At 73.3% G+C, this 18990-nt stretch carries 15 protein-coding genes; 10 read left to right on the top strand and 5 right to left on the bottom strand.

What is annotated here, in order from left to right; translation table 11 throughout:
• The first annotated feature begins 50 nt into the window (after window positions 1-50).
• The 3 genes from ACZ5VC_RS23980 to ACZ5VC_RS23970 are packed head-to-tail and all read left to right on the top strand — an operon-like array spanning window position 51 to window position 3552.
• Window positions 51-1394 (top strand): uracil-xanthine permease family protein, encoded by a 1344-nt coding sequence (locus ACZ5VC_RS23980; protein ID WP_469122141.1) that lies wholly within the window; start codon window positions 51-53, stop codon window positions 1392-1394.
• 29 nt (window positions 1395-1423) lie between these two features.
• Window positions 1424-2845 carry an amidohydrolase family protein gene (locus ACZ5VC_RS23975; protein WP_469122076.1) on the top strand — a complete coding sequence of 474 codons (1422 nt, stop codon included), beginning with the start codon at window positions 1424-1426 and terminating at the stop codon, window positions 2843-2845.
• Window positions 2842-3552: a sulfite exporter TauE/SafE family protein gene (locus ACZ5VC_RS23970; RefSeq protein WP_469122075.1), complete on the top strand. Its 711-nt coding sequence runs from the start codon at window positions 2842-2844 to the stop codon at window positions 3550-3552. The genes ACZ5VC_RS23975 and ACZ5VC_RS23970 overlap by 4 nt, the downstream gene beginning before the upstream one ends.
• Window positions 3553-3684: 132 nt before the next feature.
• On the opposite strand, the gene ACZ5VC_RS23965 is transcribed toward ACZ5VC_RS23970, so the two are convergent.
• The 5 genes from ACZ5VC_RS23965 to ACZ5VC_RS23945 all read right to left on the bottom strand — a co-directional run bounded on the left by ACZ5VC_RS23965 (window position 3685) and on the right by ACZ5VC_RS23945 (window position 10975).
• On the bottom strand, window positions 3685-4749 hold the full coding sequence (locus ACZ5VC_RS23965) for a LacI family DNA-binding transcriptional regulator (RefSeq protein ID WP_469122074.1): 1065 nt from the start codon (window positions 4747-4749) through the stop codon (window positions 3685-3687).
• A gap of 72 nt (window positions 4750-4821) precedes the next feature.
• Window positions 4822-5808, bottom strand: coding sequence for a methylmalonyl Co-A mutase-associated GTPase MeaB (gene meaB, locus ACZ5VC_RS23960; RefSeq protein WP_469122073.1), 987 nt, complete (start codon window positions 5806-5808; stop codon window positions 4822-4824).
• Window positions 5809-5814: 6 nt separating this feature from the next.
• Window positions 5815-8019: a methylmalonyl-CoA mutase gene (gene scpA / locus ACZ5VC_RS23955; protein WP_469122072.1), complete on the bottom strand. Its 2205-nt coding sequence runs from the start codon at window positions 8017-8019 to the stop codon at window positions 5815-5817.
• Window positions 8019-9875, bottom strand: coding sequence for a methylmalonyl-CoA mutase small subunit (gene mutA, locus ACZ5VC_RS23950; RefSeq protein WP_469122071.1), 1857 nt, complete (start codon window positions 9873-9875; stop codon window positions 8019-8021). Before mutA ends, scpA begins: the two co-directional genes overlap by 1 nt.
• A 290-nt stretch (window positions 9876-10165) precedes the next feature.
• Entirely contained in the window at window positions 10166-10975 is an 810-nt protein-coding gene (locus ACZ5VC_RS23945) for an SDR family oxidoreductase (protein ID WP_468709837.1), read from the bottom strand.
• Between the two features lie 312 nt (window positions 10976-11287).
• Between ACZ5VC_RS23945 and ACZ5VC_RS23940 the strand changes: the two genes are divergently transcribed.
• From ACZ5VC_RS23940 to ACZ5VC_RS23910, 7 genes are all read left to right on the top strand, one after another.
• On the top strand, window positions 11288-12250 hold the full coding sequence (locus tag ACZ5VC_RS23940; protein WP_469122070.1) for an NAD-dependent epimerase/dehydratase family protein: 963 nt from the start codon (window positions 11288-11290) through the stop codon (window positions 12248-12250).
• A 90-nt stretch (window positions 12251-12340) separates the two neighbouring features.
• On the top strand, window positions 12341-14005 hold the full coding sequence (locus tag ACZ5VC_RS23935; protein WP_469122069.1) for a carbamoyltransferase family protein: 1665 nt from the start codon (window positions 12341-12343) through the stop codon (window positions 14003-14005).
• Complete coding sequence (locus tag ACZ5VC_RS23930; protein ID WP_469122068.1) at window positions 14002-15072, top strand: glycosyltransferase family 2 protein; 1071 nt, start codon at window positions 14002-14004, stop codon at window positions 15070-15072. The genes ACZ5VC_RS23935 and ACZ5VC_RS23930 overlap by 4 nt, the downstream gene beginning before the upstream one ends.
• Entirely contained in the window at window positions 15069-15707 is a 639-nt protein-coding gene (locus tag ACZ5VC_RS23925) for a D-glycero-alpha-D-manno-heptose-1,7-bisphosphate 7-phosphatase (protein ID WP_469122067.1), read from the top strand. Before ACZ5VC_RS23930 ends, ACZ5VC_RS23925 begins: the two co-directional genes overlap by 4 nt.
• Complete coding sequence (locus ACZ5VC_RS23920) at window positions 15704-16783, top strand: glycosyltransferase family 9 protein (protein WP_469122066.1); 1080 nt, start codon at window positions 15704-15706, stop codon at window positions 16781-16783. The genes ACZ5VC_RS23925 and ACZ5VC_RS23920 overlap by 4 nt, the downstream gene beginning before the upstream one ends.
• Window positions 16780-17745: a glycosyltransferase gene (locus ACZ5VC_RS23915; RefSeq protein WP_469122065.1), complete on the top strand. Its 966-nt coding sequence runs from the start codon at window positions 16780-16782 to the stop codon at window positions 17743-17745. The genes ACZ5VC_RS23920 and ACZ5VC_RS23915 overlap by 4 nt, the downstream gene beginning before the upstream one ends.
• Window positions 17742-18986, top strand: coding sequence for a glycosyltransferase (locus ACZ5VC_RS23910; RefSeq protein WP_469122064.1), 1245 nt, complete (start codon window positions 17742-17744; stop codon window positions 18984-18986). Before ACZ5VC_RS23915 ends, ACZ5VC_RS23910 begins: the two co-directional genes overlap by 4 nt.
• Window positions 18987-18990 lie beyond the last annotated feature (4 nt).

Here is an 18990-nt window from a genome sequence, read left to right as displayed (position 1 = left end):
AGGCCCGGGCGCAGCCACCCGCCGACCGACCCCGTCCCGAGACGCACCCGGTGGACGAGCGCCGGCCCCTGGGCCGCATTCTGCTCTTCGGCCTCCAGCACGTGCTGGTCATGGCCGCGACGCCCATCTCTGCCATCTTCCTCATGAGCGCCACGCTGGATCTCGGTCCCGCGCTCACCGTCAATCTGCTCTCCGCGGCCTTTCTGCTCTCCGGAGTCGGCTCGCTGATCCAGTCGCTGGGACCCTGGAAGTTCGGGCCGAAGCTGCCCTTCGTCATGCTCCCCGGCGGCGCTCCGCTGATCCTCTTCATGGCCATCGCCGAGCAGCACGGCGTACGGACCGCGAGCGGCGCGGTCGTCATCACCGCCGCCTTCTACTTCGTGGTGCTCCCGGTGTTCTCGCGGCTGCTGAGGTTCTTCCCGGCCCTCGTCATCGGCACCATGATCGTCATCGTCGGCGTGAACCTGGTGAAGGTCGGCGCCGTCCTCGTCGCGGGCCGGCCCGGCACGCCCGGCTTCGGGGATCCGACGAACCTGCTGCTGGGTCTGGCCACCATCGGCTTCACCGTCGCGTTCTTCCGGCTCTTCAGCGGACTGCTGCGGCAGCTGGCCGTCATGCTGGGCCTGATCGCCGGCACGGTCCTCGCGGCCACCCTCGGCCGTACGGACTTCAGCGGCGCCTCGGAGGGCGGCCTGCTGACCGTCCCGGAACTGCTGCCGTTCGGATCCCCGCAGTTCAATCTGCTGGCCGCGCTGCCGTTGATGCTCTACAGCCTCGCCTCGATGGCGGAGGCCACCGGCCAGACCGTCATCAACGCCGAGGCCGTGGGCAAGGAGATCGACACCCGTCGGGACGTCTCCAAGACAATCCGAGGCGACGCGCTCACCTCATTCTTCGGTGGCTTCCTCGGCCTGCCGCTGATGGTCACCAGCGGCGAGAACATCGGCATCGTCCGGGTGACCGGGGTGCGCAGCCGGTACGTCACCGCGGCCGCGGGCGTCGTTCTGATCCTCATGGGCTTCCTGGCGCCCGTCACCCGGCTGATCAGCGTCATCCCGGCCGCGGTGGTCGGCGGCACGGCGATGCTGGTCTTCGCCGTCATCACCGTCCTCGGCGTGCAGATGCTCGGCCGCGCCGACCTCCAGAACCACGCCAACACCTTCGTGTGCGCCACCGCCCTGGCCGTCGGACTGCTTCCGATCCTCGTTCCCGGCGTCTACGCGGCCTTCCCGCCCAACCTCCGCATCCTCCTGGAGAGCGGTGTGGCGGTGGGAGCCGTCACCGCGGCCGTCCTGCACGCCCTGTTCCACCACGTACGGCCCCGGCTGCGACGAGACCCCCTCCGCGCGGCCGCGCCGAGCGGCGACGCGGTGCGCCCGACGCCCGTGCGATGACCCGCCCGCACCCTCACGAGAGAAGTTCCATGAACAGCCTCACCGCCGACATCCTCGGCGACGACACTCTGCTACTCGTCCCGGACGTCGTCCTGACGCCGGACGGCCCGGTGGGCGACCACGCGGTGGTGGTCGCCGGCGGAGCCTTCGTCGCCGTCGGCCCCGCCGAGCAGCTGAGCCGGCAGCACCCGCACCTCACACCGGTACACGCGCCCGGGCATGTGCTGATGCCCGGTTTCGTCGACGCCCATCACCACCTCACGCAGAGCTTCGGCTCCAGCCTGGCCTTCGGTGAGCCCTCGGAGATCTTCCGCCGGGTCTGGCTCCCGCTCGAGGGCGCGCTGGACGAGGAAACCGCCTATGTCTCGGCGAAGCTGGCGGTCCTGGAGTCGCTGCGGGGCGGTTTCACCACGGTCACGGACGCGGGCACCCGCGCCCCCGTCGACGTGGAGGCCGTGGCGGCCGCCGCGCGGGACGCCGGCGTCCGCTGCGTCCTCGGCCTCGTCTGCAACGACGCCGCGGAGGGTACGCCGGCCGGTACCGAAGAGACCCTGGCGGCCGCCGAGAAGCATCTCTCGCGTTACGCCGGTGACCCGCTCATCCACCCCTCGCTGGCCGTCTCCCTCCCCGAGGCGGCCACCGAGCGGACCCTGCGCGACACCGCCCGGCTGGCCGCCGAGGCGGGGGCGGTCGTGCAGATCCATGTCAACGAGCACCTCGCCTCGGTCGAGAGGTCCCTGCTGCGCCACGGTCTGCGGCCGCTGGAACATCTGCACCGGCTCGGCGCGCTGGGTCCCCAGCTCCTCGCCGCGCACGCCACCTTGCTCACCCCCTCCGAGCTGACGCTGCTCGCGGACACGGGTACGGCGATCAGCTACAACCCGGTCGCCAGCGCCTGGAAGGGCAACGCCGTCGCCCCCGCGACCACCATGGCCGAACGCGGCATCCGCTTCGGCCTCGGCACCGACGGCACCCGCGGCGACGGGTTCCGGCTGGTGGAGGCGGCGGAGTTCGCCCAGCGGATCGCCTACGGTCTGGCCGTCGGCGACTCGTCGTGCGGCGCGGGCCGGACCTGGCTGCAGCACGCGACCTCGGGCGGCGCCGACGCCGTCGGCCTCGGCGGGCTCACCGGCCGGATCGTCGAGGGGGCCGCCGCGGACTTCCTCCTCGTCGACCTGAGGGGACCGGAGATGGCCCCGTCCTGGGACCTGCCCTGGGAACTCGTCCGCCTCGGCAACCGCGACCAGATCAGCGCGGTGTTCGTCGCCGGACATCTGCGGATGTGGCAGGGCCGGCCTGTCGGCTGGGACGGACCGGCCCTGGTCGCGCGGGCCGCGGAGGTGGGCCGGCAGGTGGTGGCCCGCTCCCCCATCACCCGCGTCCATCCCACCTCCGTCGAGCACTGGTCGGCCGGCCGGAGCAGGTCCTGTACGGCGGACGGCGCGCTGTGAGTGTCACCGTCGTCACCGTGCTGTCCCTCGTCGTCGTCGTCGCCGCGTTCGTCCAGGGCGCGAGCGGCCTCGGTTTCGCCCTCATCGTCGCGCCCGTGGCGGGTCTGCTCGCGCCGGCCCTGCTTCCGGTGTTCCTGCTCGCCGTCATGATTCCGCTCAACCTCCACATCACCTGGCGGGAAAGGGGCTCACTGGATCTGCGCGGAGCCGGCTGGATCACGGTGGCCCGCCTGGCGGCGACGCCGGGCGGGCTGGCCCTGCTGTGGGTGATTCCCGAGACCAGCCTCGGTCTGTACGTGGGCCTGGCCACGCTCCTGGCGGCCCTGGTCAGCCTGGCCGCCCCCGCGTTCACCCCCGGCCGGGGCGCCTATCTGGCGGCGGGCGTCGTCACCGGTCTCTCCGAGACGGCGACCGGCGTCGGCGGGCCGCCCCTGGCCCTGGTCTACCAGCACCGCCCGGCCGCCGAGATGCGCTCGACCATCGCCCTGTGCTTCCTCGTCGGCGAAGTCGCCTCCCTGGGACTCCTCTTCGCGGCGGGCAGGGCGGACGTGACCCAACTGGGCTGGGCGGCCCTGATGGTCCCGGCCCTGGCGGTGGGCGGCTGGCTCAGCCGCCATGTCCACGACCGGATCGACGGCCGCCGGATGCGGATGTTCGTCCTGTCGTTCGCGATCGTGTCGGGGGTGGTGCTCATCGCGGGCGCGTGAGGCGTACGCGGCCGGCGGTACGGCCCGGGAGGATCACCGGGCCGTCCGTCGTGCCGCGGGGCGTCCGCACCGACCCCCCGTCACGTCACGGTCACCCGCCGACCTGCCGTCACCTCGCCCGCCGACCCGCCGTCACCGCCGCTGCGACGAGGCCCTCGGTACCACGCGTGGTTCCGGGGCCACCACCATGTCGGCGGATTCGGCGCCCGTGAGGCGGGCCAGGAGGAGTTCCACCGCGTCGGCGGCCGCGCGGTCGAGGCCCAGGTCGACCGCGGTCAGGGGTGGGCGGCACGTCTTGGCGCGCAGGCCGTCGTAGCGGGTGGCCACCATGACGTCGTCGGGGACCGTACGGCCGCTGTCGGTGATCGCGCGGACGGCGCCCACCGCGAAGGCGTCCACCAGCGCGCACACGGCGTCGGTGTCCGGGTGCTGGGCGAGCAGTTCGGCGCAGACCTCGTACCCGGCCTCCTCGCCGCCCTCCTCCGGCGCCGTCCGGGCCCGTACCTCCCAGCCGTGTCGCGCGGCGAGGTTCTCGTACGCCGCCAGGGCGTCGACTGCGGAGTGGCGGCTGCCCCGGCCGACGATCAGGGCGGGGTGGCGGGCCCCCTGTTCGCGCAGATGCTCGAGCAGCAGCTCGGCGACCAGGCCGCTGCGCAGATCGACGTAGGGGGCGCCGGCATCCGGACGCACCTGCCGGCCGAGGGTGACGAACGGCAGGCCGCGCTCGCGCAGTTGGGCGACCGCCGCGTCGTCCACGTCCGGTTCGACGACGATCGCGCCGTCGATGTCGACCGAGTACAGATCGGCGCCGGACTTCACCGGCGGGACCAGTACGAGGGCGAACTCGTGGACGAGGGCCCGCTCGGCGGCCGCCGCGGCCACCTCCATGTAGAAGCCGAGACGGGACGGCCCGCCGGCCACCGCGAAGGGCATCGAGGAGGCCAGGGCGATCGCCTTGGCCTGCCCTCGGCGCAGCCGCTGGGCCCGGAGGTTGGGCCGGTAGCCCATGTCGGCCGCGATCTTCTTGACGCGTTCGCGGGTGCGCGGGTCGACCTTGCCCAGGCCGTTCAGGGCGTGCGAGACGGTCGTCCGCGACACGGACGCGGCCTTGGCCACATCGGCGATCGTCGGCGGCCGGGAGAGACCGGCGCTCTTCGCGGGTGCGGGGTCGGCGGGCACGGGGTCGATGGCGGTCACGCGAACAGTTTCCTCCATTGCCCGGCGGGCCGACAGCGGTTCCCGGGCGGGGCGGGCCCGGACCGCCGCCGGTCAGTCCCTCGGTTCGCCGAAGGCCTCCAGGAGGGACTCGGCGGCGAGTGTCGCGGTGAGCTCCCCGTCGCGGACCCGCTGCTCCAGCCCGGGGGCGAGGGTACGGACCGCCGGATGGGAGCGCAGACGCCGCAGGAGTTCGTCGTGGACCATGGCCCACGCCCAGTCGACCTGCTGGTCGCGGCGCTTCGCGGCGAGCCGGCCGCCCGAGTCCAGGACGGTGCGGTGCGCCTCCAGCCGCTCCCACACGGTGTCCAGCCCGAGGGACTCGCGCGCGCTGCAGCTCAGCACGGGCGGGGTCCAGGCCGCGTCGGCGGGATGCATGAGGCGCAGCGCGCCGGCGAGTTCGCGAGCGGCGGCGCGGGCGTCCCGCTCGTGCGGACCGTCGGCCTTGTTGACGGCGATGACGTCGGCCAGTTCCAGGACGCCCTTCTTGATGCCCTGGAGCTGGTCGCCGGTGCGGGCGAGGGTGAGCAGCAGGAAGGAGTCGACCATGCCCGCGACGGTGGTCTCGGACTGGCCGACGCCGACGGTCTCCACCAGGACGACGTCGTAGCCCGCCGCCTCCATGACGACCATCGACTCGCGGGTCGCCTTGGCGACCCCGCCCAGCGTTCCCGCGCTGGGCGAGGGCCGGACGAAGGCCGCCGGGTCGACGGCGAGGCGCTCCATCCGGGTCTTGTCGCCGAGGATGGAGCCGCCGGTGCGGGTCGAGGACGGGTCGACGGCCAGGACCGCCACCCGGTGGCCGAGGCCGGTCAGCATGGTGCCGAAGGCGTCGATGAAGGTCGACTTGCCGACGCCCGGCACCCCGCTGATGCCGATCCGTCGCGCGTTGCCCGTGTGCGGCAGCAGCTCGGTGAGCAGCCGCTGGGCCAGCGCGCGGTGGTCGGGGCGGGTGGACTCGACGAGGGTGATGGCCCGGGCGACGTAGGCCCGCTTCCCGTCGAGCACCCCCTTCACATATGTGTCGAGGTCGATGGCCATGCGCCGCTACAGCTCGTCGTGGCCCAGCGTCGCGGCGAGCCGCGTCACCAGGTCGTGGGCCGCGTCGGGGATGACGGTTCCCGGCGGGAACACGGCCGCCGCGCCCATCTCCAGCAGGGTCGGCACATCCTGCGGGGGGATCACCCCGCCGACGACGATCATGATGTCGTCGCGGCCCTCCTCCGCGAGCTGCTCGCGCAGCGCGGGGACGAGGGTCAGGTGGCCTGCCGCCAGGGAGGAGACACCCACGATGTGGACGTCCGCCTCGACGGCCTGCCGGGCCACCTCGGCCGGGGTCTGGAACAGCGGGCCGACGTCCACGTCGAAGCCGAGGTCGGCGAAGGCGGTGGCGATCACCTTCTGACCTCGGTCATGGCCGTCCTGGCCCATCTTCGCGACGAGGATGCGCGGCCGGCGGCCTTCCGCCTCCTCGAACCGTTCGACCAGCGACCGGGTGCGTTCCACGGACGGTGACTCCCCTGCCTCGGTGCGGTAGACGCCGGAGATCGTACGGATCTGGCCGGCGTGCCGTCCGTACACCTTCTCCAGGGCGTCGGAGATCTCGCCGACGGTGGCCTTCGCGCGGGCGGCGTTCACGGCGAGCGCGAGCAGGTTGCCCTCCATACCGGTCCCCGAGCCGCGCTCGGCCGCGTGGGTCAGCGCCCGCAGCGCGTCCTGGCAGGCCGCCTCGTCGCGCTCCTCGCGCAGCCGCCGCAGCTTGGCGATCTGCTGGGCGCGTACGGAGGAGTTGTCGACCTTGAGGACGTCGATGCTCTCGTCGTTCTCGACGCGGTACTTGTTGACGCCGATGACCGGCTGGCGGCCGGAGTCGATACGGGCCTGGGTGCGAGCGGCGGCCTCCTCGACGCGGAGCTTCGGGATGCCCGCGTCGATGGCCTTCGCCATGCCTCCCGCCGCCTCGACCTCCTGGATGTGCTGCCAGGCGCGCCGGGCCAGGTCGTACGTCAGCTTCTCCACATAGGCACTGCCGCCCCAGGGGTCGATGACCCGGCAGGTGCCGGACTCCTGCTGGAGCAGGAGCTGGGTGTTGCGGGCGATACGGGCCGAGAAGTCGGTGGGCAGCGCGAGCGCCTCGTCGAGGGCGTTCGTGTGCAGCGACTGGGTGTGGCCCTGGGTCGCGGCCATGGCCTCGACACAGGTGCGGGTGACGTTGTTGAACACGTCCTGTGCGGTGAGGGACCAGCCGGAGGTCTGCGAATGGGTGCGCAGGGAGAGGGACTTGGCGTTCTTCGGGTCGAACTGCTTGACCAGCCTGGCCCACAGCAGACGGGCCGCGCGCAGTTTGGCGATCTCCATGAAGAAGTTCATGCCGATCGCCCAGAAGAACGAGAGCCGGGGCGCGAACGCGTCCACGTCCAGGCCCGCTTCCTGTCCGGCGCGCAGATACTCCACGCCGTCGGCGAGGGTGTACGCCAGTTCCAGATCGGCCGTCGCACCGGCCTCCTGGATGTGGTAGCCGGAGATGGAGATGGAGTTGTAGCGCGGCATCTTCTGCGAGGTGTAGGCGAAGATGTCGGAGATGATCCGCATGGAGGGCGTCGGCGGATAGATGTAGGTGTTGCGGACCATGAACTCTTTGAGAATGTCGTTCTGGATGGTCCCGGCGAGCTTCTCGGGCGGTACGCCCTGCTCCTCGGCCGCCACGATGTAGAGGGCGAGGACGGGCAGCACCGCGCCGTTCATCGTCATCGACACGGTCATCCGGTCCAGCGGGATGCCGTCGAAGAGCTGACGCATGTCGTAGATGGAGTCGATGGCGACGCCCGCCATGCCGACGTCACCCGTGACACGCGGGTGGTCGCTGTCGTAGCCACGGTGCGTGGGCAGGTCGAAGGCGACCGACAGGCCCTTCTGCCCGGCGGCGAGGTTGCGCCGGTAGAAGGCGTTGGACTCCTCGGCGGTGGAGAAGCCGGCGTACTGGCGGATCGTCCACGGCTGGTTGACGTACATCGTCGGGTAGGGCCCGCGCAGGTACGGCGCGACGCCCGGGTACGTCGCGAGGAAGTCCAGGCCCTCCACATCGCGGCCGGTGTACAGCGGCTTGACGGCGATGCCCTCGGGCGTGTCCCACACGAGGTCGTCGGCACTGCTGCCGGTCGACTCCTTGACGGCCGCGCGCCACTGCTCCTCGGTGGCCTCGGAGGGCGCGCCGGAGTCCAGGGGGACTTCCGAGAAATCAGGAATCTGCATCACGCCGCCACTCCCATGCGGTCCAGGACGGTGGACAGGACGCTGACGGCGTCGCAGCCCGCGAAGATGTACTCGTCGACTCCGGCGTACTCGCCCGGCCTGCCCGCGAGGAACACCCGTCGGGCTCCCGCCGACAGGAGGGCCTTGGCCACCTCTTCGGCCTGCTCCTCGTAGAGCGGGTCGCTGGAGCAGAGGCAGGCGACGCTCGCCCCGCTGCGGGCGAACGCCTCGGCGGCGGTGGCGGCGTCCACGGTGACCGGGTCGTGGACCGCTTCGACGCCGCCGGCCTGGAAGAGGTTCGTGGCGAAGGAGACGCGCGCGGTGTGCGCGGAGGCCGGGCCGAGCGCGGCGAGGAAGACGCGGGGCCGGTCACCCGTGCCGGCGAGGTGGGCGTCGGAGCGGGCGCGCAGCGCTTCGTAGTCCTCGTCGCGCCGGACCTGCGGCAGGCCGCCGTCCTGCCGCGGAGCGGCGGGGGCGGGCTCCCGGACGACGGGCTTCTCGGTCAGGTTGGGGAACTCGCTGACGCCGGTGACGGGTTCGCGGCGGCGCGCCAGTTTCCGCTTGCGCTCCTGCCAGGTGGCGGCGAGGCGGTCGCCGATCAGGCCTGAGGCCAGAGCCGCCTCCTGACCGCCGGCGCGCTCCAACTCCTGGAAGAACTCCCAGGCGGCGTGGGCCAGTTCGTCGGTGAGCCGCTCGACGTACCAGGAGCCTCCGGCGGGGTCGGTGACCCGGCCCAGGTGCGACTCCTCCAGCAGGATCGACGAGGTGTTGCGAGCGATCCTGAGGGCGAAGGCGTCGGGCAGGCCGAGCTCGTGGTCGAAGGGCAGGACGGTCACCGCGTCGGCGCCGCCCACGCCCGCGCCCAGGCAGGCGATGGTGGTGCGGAGCATGTTCACGTACGGGTCGCGACGGGTCATCATGACCGCCGAGGTCACCGCGTGCTGCCGCTGTGCGCCCGCGTTCCCCGCGCCGGCTCCGCACGCTTCCGCGACCCTGGCCCACAGCCGGCGCGCGGCCCGCAGCTTGGCGACGGTCAGGAACTGGTCGGCGGTGGCGGCGTAGCGGAACTCCAGCTGCCGGCAGGCGGCTTCGACCGGCAGACATGCCCGGGTCAGCGCGCGCAGATACGCCACACCGGTCGCCAGCGAGGCGCCGAGCTCCTGCGCGGCGGAGGCTCCCGCCTCGTGGTACGGCAGCGCGTCCACCGTCAGGGCGCGCAGCCCCGGGTAGTCGTCGTGACAGCGGCGTGCGAGGAGCACCGCGCCGGCGAGATCCCAGGCCTCGCCACCGTTGCGGGCGGCGGTTCCCAGCGGGTCGGCGCCGAGGTTGCCGCTCACCGTGTCGGGGGCGATGCCGCGCTCCTCGTAGAGGCGCATCAACTCCCTTGCCGCCGCGGCTGTTTCGAATCCGGCGTCGAGGACCACCGGCGCCAGGTCCAGATACACCCCGTCCAGCGCCTTGGCCAGCCCGGACACGGGCAGCCCGGCCTCGCCCACGGTCAGCCACAGCGAGGTGACACCGTTCTCGAGGTCGGCGAGCACCGCCTCGTTGGCGCGTGCGGGCTCGGGGCGTCCGTGCTTCTGCCGGACGTCCCAGCCGCCCACCGGGCGGCCGCCACGGGTGTACGGAGCGAAGCCCGGATATCCCGGGTCCGCCGCGGTGTCGCTCGCGGTGTAGAGGGGGTGGGCGACGAGCCCGTCGTCGAGCGCCGTCGCGAGCGCGTCCTCGGCAGCCTTCCCCGACACGTCTTTGCCCGATTTGCGCAGTACGCCCTCAACGAGGCGCTGCCACTGCTCATGGGTGGCATCGGGGAATTCGGCAGCGAGGGAAAGCCCGTCATCAGGCAGAACCGTCATGCTCGGATGCTAGGCCAGAGGTACGGATGAGCTGCAGTGGCTACGGCTGTGACCTTGCACTCGCCAACAAGCACCCCACATACCCCCCTTCCCGCGCCGACCGGACGACATCGCCGGGTTGGGCAGGGATGGGACGCATATGGGCCTCCTGGGTGATCCGCGGGTGCCGGACAGTGCTGGGTCCGGGCTCGGGGCCGCGGCACGGGTGACGCCGGGGGCCGGGTCCGCCGTGCGGGTCACGCCCGGGCCGGGTTCGGGGTCGGCCTCGCCCTCCGAGGGGCGCCTCGCGGTCACGGCCGCCGCCAGCGGTCGTGGTCCATGTGGGAGCCCGCCATGGGACCCATCCGCAGCATGCCGCCGTCGACGACCCACGACGCTCCGGTGACGTACGAGGACTCCGGCCCCGCGAGGAAGCCGATCACCGCGGCGACCTCCCGCGCGTCACCCGGCCTGCCCAGCGGCACCCCGGGGCGGGACTCGGTGCGCACGTCCTCGTCCTCCTGACCGGTCATCGGGGTGGCGATCTCGCCCGGCGCGACCGCGTTGACGGTGATGCCGTACTCCGCGAGCTCCAGGGCCATCACCTGTGTCAGCTGTCCGAGCCCTCCCTTGGCGGCGCAGTACGGCGCGGCGCCGACCCTCGGTTCGTGCTCGTGGACGGAGGTGACGTTGACGATGCGTCCGCCGCCGCCCTGGGCGATCATGCGGCGCGCGGCCCGGCGGCCGCACAGCAGCGGCCCGACGAGGTCCACCTCCAGGACGTGACGCACGGTGTCGGCGTCGAGTTCGAGGAACGGGGTGGCGGTGCCCGTACCGGCGTTGTTGACCAGGACGTCGATGCGGCCGAGGTCGTCGGCGAGGCGGTCGACCACTTCGCCGGGGTCGCCGCCCGCGTCCAGGTCGAGCCGGGCGACCACGGCGCGCCGCCCCTGGGCGCGGACCTCCTCGGCGGTCGCCTCGGCTCCCTGCTCGTCGTGGTGCCAGGTGATGCCGACGTCCATGCCGGCGGAGGCCAGCCGAACGGCGACCGCGCGTCCGATGCCGGAGTCCGACCCGGTCACCACGGCGGCCTTCGGGCGGAAGTCGAGGGGGCTGTTCATGAACGCACCTCATGCTCGGATCGATCCTTCGTCCCCTCCCGTATGCCCGGGACACCCCGGCTCATGAGCATGGCCCCGGCGGCCGGGACGGCACGCGGCGCAGGCCTCGGGGACGGCACGTCGGCGCAGGTCAAGGCGGTGGAACGGCCGACCGGTGGGGCGTTGGGACCCCGTTCCTCACGCTCGGTGGTTCACCGCAATGCAGTAGCTCCCGGTGCCCTTCGGGCGCGCCCGAAGGACGCTGAACGGGTCTCACCGACGCATCGCGCGGGACTCCGACACCCCGCCCTGTCAGAGGCCAGAGGAGATGCAATGGACACCGCTTCCCCACGTCGCTGGGAGCACGCCGTCGTGACCGGCGGTGCGGGTTTCGTCGGCTCGCACCTGTGCGCGGCGCTGCTCGACGCAGGTACGGCGGTCACCTGTGTGGACGACTTCAGTACCGGTCGGCCGGAGAACATGGCCGAGCTGATGGACCGCCCGGGCTTCATGTTCAAACGGGCCAACGTGTCACGGCCGTTCACCGTCGACGGGACGCCCGACCTCGTCCTGCACTTCGCCTCGCCCGCCTCCCCCGCCGACTATCTGCGGCTTCCCCTGCACACGATGGAGGCCGGCAGCCTCGGTACGAGGAACGCCCTGGAACTCGCCCACCGGGCCGGTGCCCGCTTCATGCTCGCCTCCACCTCGGAGGTGTACGGCGACCCGCAGGAGCATCCGCAGAACGAGCGGTACTGGGGCAACGTGAACCCGGTGGGGCCACGCAGCGTCTACGACGAGGCCAAGCGTTTCGGCGAGGCACTGACCACCGCGGAGGCCGGCTCCCACGGCACCGACACCGGCATCGTGCGGCTCTTCAACACCTACGGCCCGAGGATGCGCGGCTACGACGGCCGGGCCGTGCCCACCTTCGTCCGGCAGGCGCTGGCGAACGAGCCCCTCACCGTCACCGGTGACGGGCTGCAGACCCGGTCGCTCTGTTACGTCGACGACACCGTGCGGGGGATCCTCGCGGCCGCGGCGCACGGGATGCGGGGCCCGGTCAACATCGGCAATCCGACCGAGATCACGATGCTGGCCCTGGCCGAGTACATCATCGACCTCGCCGGCTCCGCCTCGGAGATCCGCTTCATCGAACGGCCCACGGACGACCCGGCCGTGCGCTGCCCGGACATCACGCTGGCCCGCGACAAGCTCCAGTGGGAGCCGGTCGTGACCGCCGAAGAGGGACTGCGGCGCACCATCGCCTGGTTCCGCGCCCAGCAGGACAGCTGACCACCTCAGCCGACTCGGCCGAGCCCACCCGCAGGCGCCCCGTCCGTCCGGCCTGGCCCTGTCTTCGATCGCCGAAAGGCCTGGCACAGCATGCGCATTCTCGGAATCAACGCCCTGTTCCACGACCCCGCCGCCGCGCTGGTGATCGACGGCCGGACCGTCGCCGCCGCCGAGGAGGAGCGGTTCTCCCGGCGCAAGCACGGCAAGCGTCCGCTGCCGTTCTCCGCGTGGGAACTGCCCGAACAGGCAGCCGCCTGGTGCCTCGAGCGCGCGGGCCTGCACCCCCAGGACCTCGACGCCGTCGCCTACTCGTTCGACCCGTCCCTGGCACGGCCCGCCGACGCCATGGGCCTGGACGACCCGTGGGACCACCTCAGGCTGGCCTACGCGCGGGAGGCGCCGGGGTTCATCGCGACCGCCCTGCCGGGTCTGGACGCGGACCGCGTCCGGTTCGTACCGCACCACATGGCACACGCCGCGTCGAGCGCCTTCGCCGCCGACCGCGCCGAAAACTCCTCCGTACTGGTCATGGACGGCCGCGGCGAACGGGCCTCGCACCTCGCCGCACGGCGGATCGGCAACCGTCTGGAGCCCCTGCACGCGCAGGAGCTGCCCCACTCCCTCGGACTGGTCTACGAGGAGCTCACCGAGCATCTCGGATTCCTGCGCTCCTCCGACGAGTTCAAGGTGATGGCTCTCGCCTCGCACGGCACACCCCGGATGCTGCAGGAGCTGCGCCACCATGTACATCCCACCGGCGACGGCGGGTTCCACGCCACCGCGGTGCCCTGGCACGAGCTGTGTCCGTCCCGGGCGCCGGACGAGCCGTGGACGCAGGACCACGCAGACCTGGCGGCGAGCGCCCAGGCCGTGCTGGAGGAGACCCTGCTCGACCTGGCGCGCTGGCTGCACGGACGTACTCACGACAGTGTGCTCACCCTCGCCGGAGGCGTCGCGCTCAACTGCGTCGCCAACTCGCGGATCGCCCGCGAGGGCCCCTTCTCCCGGGTATGGGTGCAGCCCGCCGCCGGTGACGCGGGGACCGCCCTCGGTGGCGCGCTGATGCTCGCCGCGGGTGCCGGGGAGTCACCGGAGCCGATGGCGGGCGCCGACCTGGGCCGTGACTGGTCCGACGCGGAACTCGGCGCCTGGCTGAAGACGGCGGCCGTCCCGTTCGAACGCCCCCCGGACATCGCCGCGACCGTGGCCCGCGCGCTGGCGGACAACGCCATCGTGGCCTGGTTCCAGGGGCGTTCGGAGTACGGGCCCCGCGCTCTGGGGCACCGCTCGCTGCTGGCGCACCCCGGGCACGCCGGGAATCTGGAGCGGCTCAACGACGTCAAGGGGCGCGAGCAGTTCCGGCCGGTGGCGCCGATGGTGCTGGCCGACCGCGCGCCCGAGATCTTCGACGGACCGATGCCCAGCCCGTACATGCTCTTCGTGCACGATGTGGCGCCGTCCTGGCGGGAGCGGATCCCGGCCGTCGTGCATGTCGACGGCACCGCCCGCATCCAGACCGTGGACCCGTCGTACGAGCCACTGGTCGCCCGGATGCTCGGTGAGTTCGAGCGGCTCACCGGTCTGCCGGTGGTCGTCAACACCAGCCTGAACACCGCGGGTCGGCCGATGGTCGACGATCCGCGCGACGTGCTCGAATGCTTCGGCTCCTCCCCCGTCGACCTGCTCGCCATCGGGCCGTTCGCCGTCCGGCGCGGCGGCGTCTTCCGCTCCGTCGAGGACGGGTGGTCGCGATGAGCGGGCGCCGCTCGCTGGACCCGCCCGAGTACGCCGTGGTGATTCCGACGCTCGGCAGGCCGAGTCTGAGCGCCTGTCTCGGTGCGCTGTCCGCCGCCACGGGGCCGAAGCCCGTCAAGGTGGTGCTGGTCGACGACCGGCCCGCGAGCGGCGGCTCTCCGCTGCCGGTGGAGATACCGGAGATCCTGCGGCCCGTCACCACGGTGGTGCGGGGCGGCGGGCGAGGCCCCGCGGCGGCGCGCAACTCGGGTCGCCGGGCGGCCGGTTCCACGCCCTGGATCGTCTTCCTCGACGACGACGTGGTGCCCGGGCCGGCCTGGGGTGAGGAGCTGGCCCGTGACCTCGCGACCGCGTCGCACCGGACGGCCGGCGTCACCGCGCGGATCGCGGTGCCCCTTCCCGCGGACCGCCGGCCCACGGACTGGGAACGCAACACGGCGGGGCTGGCCACCGCCCGGTGGATCACGGCCGACATGGCCTACCGGCGCGAGGCGCTGGAAGAGGTCGCCGGTTTCGACGAGCGGTTCCGGCGCGCCTTCCGGGAGGACGCCGATCTCGCCCTGCGGGTGCTGGCCTACGGCTGGACGCTCGCGGCGGGCAGCCGCCGGACCACGCACCCGGTGCGGCCCGCCGACCGCTGGATCTCCGTACGGCAGCAGGCGGGCAACGCCGACGACGTGCTGATGAACCGTCTGCACGGCCATGACTGGTGGCACCGGGCGGACGCGCCACGGGGGCGCCTGCCCGGTCATCTCCTGGTCTGCGCGGCGGGCGCGGCGGGCCTCGTCTGTGCCCTGCTCGGAAGGCGCCGTGCGGCGGGCGTGTGCGCGGCCGCGTGGCTGGCGGGCACCGCGGAGTTCGCGGGCGCCCGGATCGCCCCGGGGCCCCGGACCCGGGACGAGGTCGTGGCGATGGCCGTGACCAGTGCGCTCATCCCCCCGGCGGCCGCCTGGCACTGGCTGCGCGGCATGGTCGTCCACCGCCACGCGGAGCCCTGGAACCCGCCGGTGGAGCCCGCGGACCCCGGCGCGGCACGGGAGCCGGTCAGGGAACAGGTGCCGTCATGAGGCCCCCTCCCCCGCCGGTGGAACCCGCGCCGGCCGACGGCCCCTGGTTGTTCGACGGGCCGCAGGGCATCGGCCCGCGCGGGACGTCGCCCGCCGGGCTCCCCGAGGCGGTTCTCTTCGACCGCGACGGCACCCTCGTCGTGGACGTGCCCTACAACGGCGATCCCGGCAGGGTCGTCCCGATGCCCTCGGCGGAGGAGGCCCTCGCCGCCGTACGGGCGCTGGGGATCCCGGTGGCCGTGGTGAGCAATCAGTCGGGCGTGGCGCGCGGACTGCTGACGCGCCGCCAGGTCGAGGCCGTACGGGAGCGGGTGGACGCCCTTCTCGGCCCGTTCGCGCTCTGGGCGGTGTGCCCGCACGGGCCGGAGGACGGCTGCGACTGCCGCAAGCCCGCCCCGGGGCTGGTGCTCGCCGCCTGCGCGCGGCTCGGCGTGCGGCCGGACCGTACGGTCCTCGTCGGCGACATCGGCTCCGACATGACCGCCGCCCGGGCCGCCGGGGCGCGGGGGATGCTCGTGCCGACCCCGGTCACCCTGCCCGAGGAGATCGAAGCGGCCGACGAGGTGGCCGCCGACCTTCTGGAGGCCGTCCGGCTGGTGCTGGGCGCCGGATGTCCCGCGGAGGGTGTGCGATGACCGCGCCGCGCACCCTCGTCGTACGCCTGGACAGCGCCGGCGACGTCCTGCTGGCCGGGCCCGCCGTGCGGGCGGTGGCCGCAGGGTCGTCGCACACCGCCCTGCTCTGCGGGCCGCTGGGTGCCCCGGCGGCGGAGCTCCTGCCCGGCGTGGACGAGGTGCTGGTGTACGACGCCCCCTGGGTGGGGCTCGAGCCCGCCCCGGTGTCGCGCCCGGAGTGCCGCACGTTCCTGGAGGCGGTGGCGCGCGGACGTTTCGACCAGGCGCTGGTTCTCGTCTCGTACCACCAGAGCCCGCTGCCGGCGGCGCTGTTGCTGAAGCTCGCGGGTGTCGGCTGGACGGCGGCGGACAGCGAGGACTACCCCGGTTCGCTGCTCGATCTGCGCCACCAGCGGGCGCCGCACCGCCATGAGGCACGGGCGGCCCTGGACCTGGCGAACGCGGCCGGTTTCGTGCTGCCGCCCGGCGACAGCGGTGAACTGCGGGTCTGCGAGCCGCCCGACACGACGCATCTGACCGGTCCCGAGCCGTATGTCGTCCTGCATCCGGGCGCTGCGGTGCCTGCCCGTGCCTGGAGCCCCGAGCGGGCCGCGCGGGCCGCCGCCGCTCTCAGCGCGGCCGGCTACCGGGTCGTGGTCACCGGCAGCCGCGCCGAGAAGGACCTCACGGCGGAGGTGGCCGGCCGGCACGCGCTCGACCTCGGCGGGGTGACGGGCGATCTGCGCGAACTGGCCGGGGTTCTGGCGGCGGCGAGCGTCGCGGTCGTCGGCAACACGGGTCCCGCGCACCTGGCCGCCGCCGTGGGCACACCGGTCGCCTGCCCGTTCGCCCCGGTGGTGCCGGCCGAGCGCTGGCACCCGTACGGCGTTCCGCATGTCCTGCTCGGCGACCAGGAGGCGCTCTGCGCGGGGACCCGGGCGCGGCGCTGTCCCGTGCCGGGCCATCCCTGCCTCGACGGGGTCGGCGACGCCGAGGTACTGGCGGCGGTGGCCGCGCTCGGTGAACGGCCGGCGCTCGGCGCTTCCCCGGCCGGGCCTGACGCCCCAACCGCGACGGACCGAGGAGCGACCCTATGAACATCCTGCTGTGGCACGTGCACGGATCCTGGACGACGGCCTTCGTCCAGGGCCCCCACACCTATCTCGTGCCCGTGACGCCCGGCCGGGATCCGGACGGCCTGGGCCGGGCCCGTACCTTCTCCTGGCCCGAGTCCGTACGCGAGCTGACGCCCGAGGAACTCCGCGACGCGCCGGTGGACATGGTCGTCCTCCAGCGGCCCCACGAAGAGGAACTCGCCGAGCGCTGGCTGGGCGGGCGCCGCCCCGGCCGGGACGTGCCCGCCGTCTATCTGGAGCACAACGCCCCGGACGGCAACGTGCCCGACACCCGGCACCCCTTCGCCGACCGTGACGACCTGACGCTCGTGCACGTCACCCACTTCAACCGGCTGTTCTGGGACAACGGCTCCACCCGGACCGAGGTGATCGAGCACGGCATCGTCGACCCCGGGCACCAGTACACGGGACATCTGGCCCGTGCGGCCGTGGTCGTCAACGAGCCCGCCCGGCGCGGCCGTTACACCGGAACGGACCTGCTGCCCGCGCTGTGCGAGGCAGCGCCGCTGGATGTCTTCGGGATGCGCACCGAGGGGCTGGCCGAACATCTCGGGGTGCCCGCGGACCGGTGCCGTACCGCCGACCTGCCACAGCGGGAGCTGCACGCGGCCATGGCCCAGCGCCGGCTGTATCTGCATCCGGTGCGCTGGACGTCCCTGGGTCTCTCACTTCTGGAGGCCATGCACCTGGGCATGCCGGTCGTGGCGCTCGCCACGACCGAGGCGGTGGAGGCGGTCCCGGCCGGTACCGGAACGCTGTCCACCCGCCCCGAGGTGCTGGCCCGCGCCGCCCGGCGCTACCTCGAAGACCCGCAGGCCGCGGCCGAGGACGGCGCGCGGGCCCGGCAGGCGGCCCTCGAACGGTACGGCCTCAAACGCTTCCTGACCGACTGGGAGCGCGTGATGACGGAGGTGCGCTCATGACATCCCTCAGCCCACTCGACACCAGGTCCCTGTCGATCGCCCTCGTGTCGGAGCACGCGAGCCCCCTCGCCACGCTCGGCGGCGTCGACGCCGGCGGACAGAACGTCCATGTCGCGTGCCTCGCGGCCGCCCTCGCCGACCGCGGCCACCGGGTCGTCGTCTACACCCGGCGGGACGCGCGGGAGCTGCCGGAGCGGCGGCGGCTGCGCCCGGGCGTGGAGGTGCGCCATGTGCCCGCCGGCCCTCCCGAACGCATCCCGAAGGACGACCTGCTGCCCCACATGCTCGCGTTCGGCCGCTATCTGACCCGCGAGTGGCAGGCGCGGGCGCCCGATGTCGTGCACTCGCACTTCTGGATGTCGGGACTGGCGGCGCTCCAGGCCGCGCGCGAGCTGCGGCTGCCGCTGCTGCACACCTATCACGCGCTCGGCACGGTCAAGCGGCGCCATCAGAAGCACGCCGACACCAGTCCGGCGGCGCGGGTGGGCTGCGAGCGTGAAGTGGGTCTCGGTTGCGACCGGGTGGTCGCGACCTGCCGTGACGAGGTCACCGAACTCGTCCGCATGGGCATACCGGCCGACAAGGTCGACGTCGTGCCCTGCGGGGTGGACCCCGACCAGTTCGCCCCGCACGGACCGGTCGCCGCCCGCGGCGCCCATCCGTACCGGCTGCTCCAACTGGGCCGGCTGGTTCCCCGCAAGGGCGCCGCCGTCTCCATAGCCGCCCTGACCCGGCTGCCGGGAGCGGAGCTCGTGGTGGTCGGCGGGCCGACGGCGGACCGGATCGACCGGGACCCGGAGATACGCAGGCTGCGCGAGACCGCCCGGGTGGCGGGCGTCGCCGACCGTGTCCTCTTCACGGGCGGAGTGCCCAGTGCCGCCGTGCCGCCGTTGCTGCGAAGCGCCGATGTGGTGCTGTGCCCGGCGGACTACGAACCGTTCGGAATCGTGCCGCTGGAGGCGATGGCCTGCGGCAAACCCGTCGTCGCCAGCGCCGTGGGCGGCCAGCTGGACACGGTCGCCGATCCCGGAACCGGCCGGCTGGTGCCGCCCGGCGACCCGGAAGCCCTGGCCGCGGCCGTCGCCTCGCTGCTGGCCGACCCCGTGCTGCGGGAGACGTGCGGAGAGGCGGGCCGCCGCCGCGTCCTCGCCCGCTACAGCTGGGCGAGTGTCGCGGCGGCCACCGAGGCGGTGTACCGCTCGGTGCTCAGCGACCGCTACGCGGTGACAGGAGCGATCTGACCCC

Source organism: Streptomyces sp. NPDC033174 (genome assembly GCF_055577795.1).
Note: the sequence above shows the minus strand (reverse complement) of the source record. Positions and strands in the feature narration are given on the sequence as shown.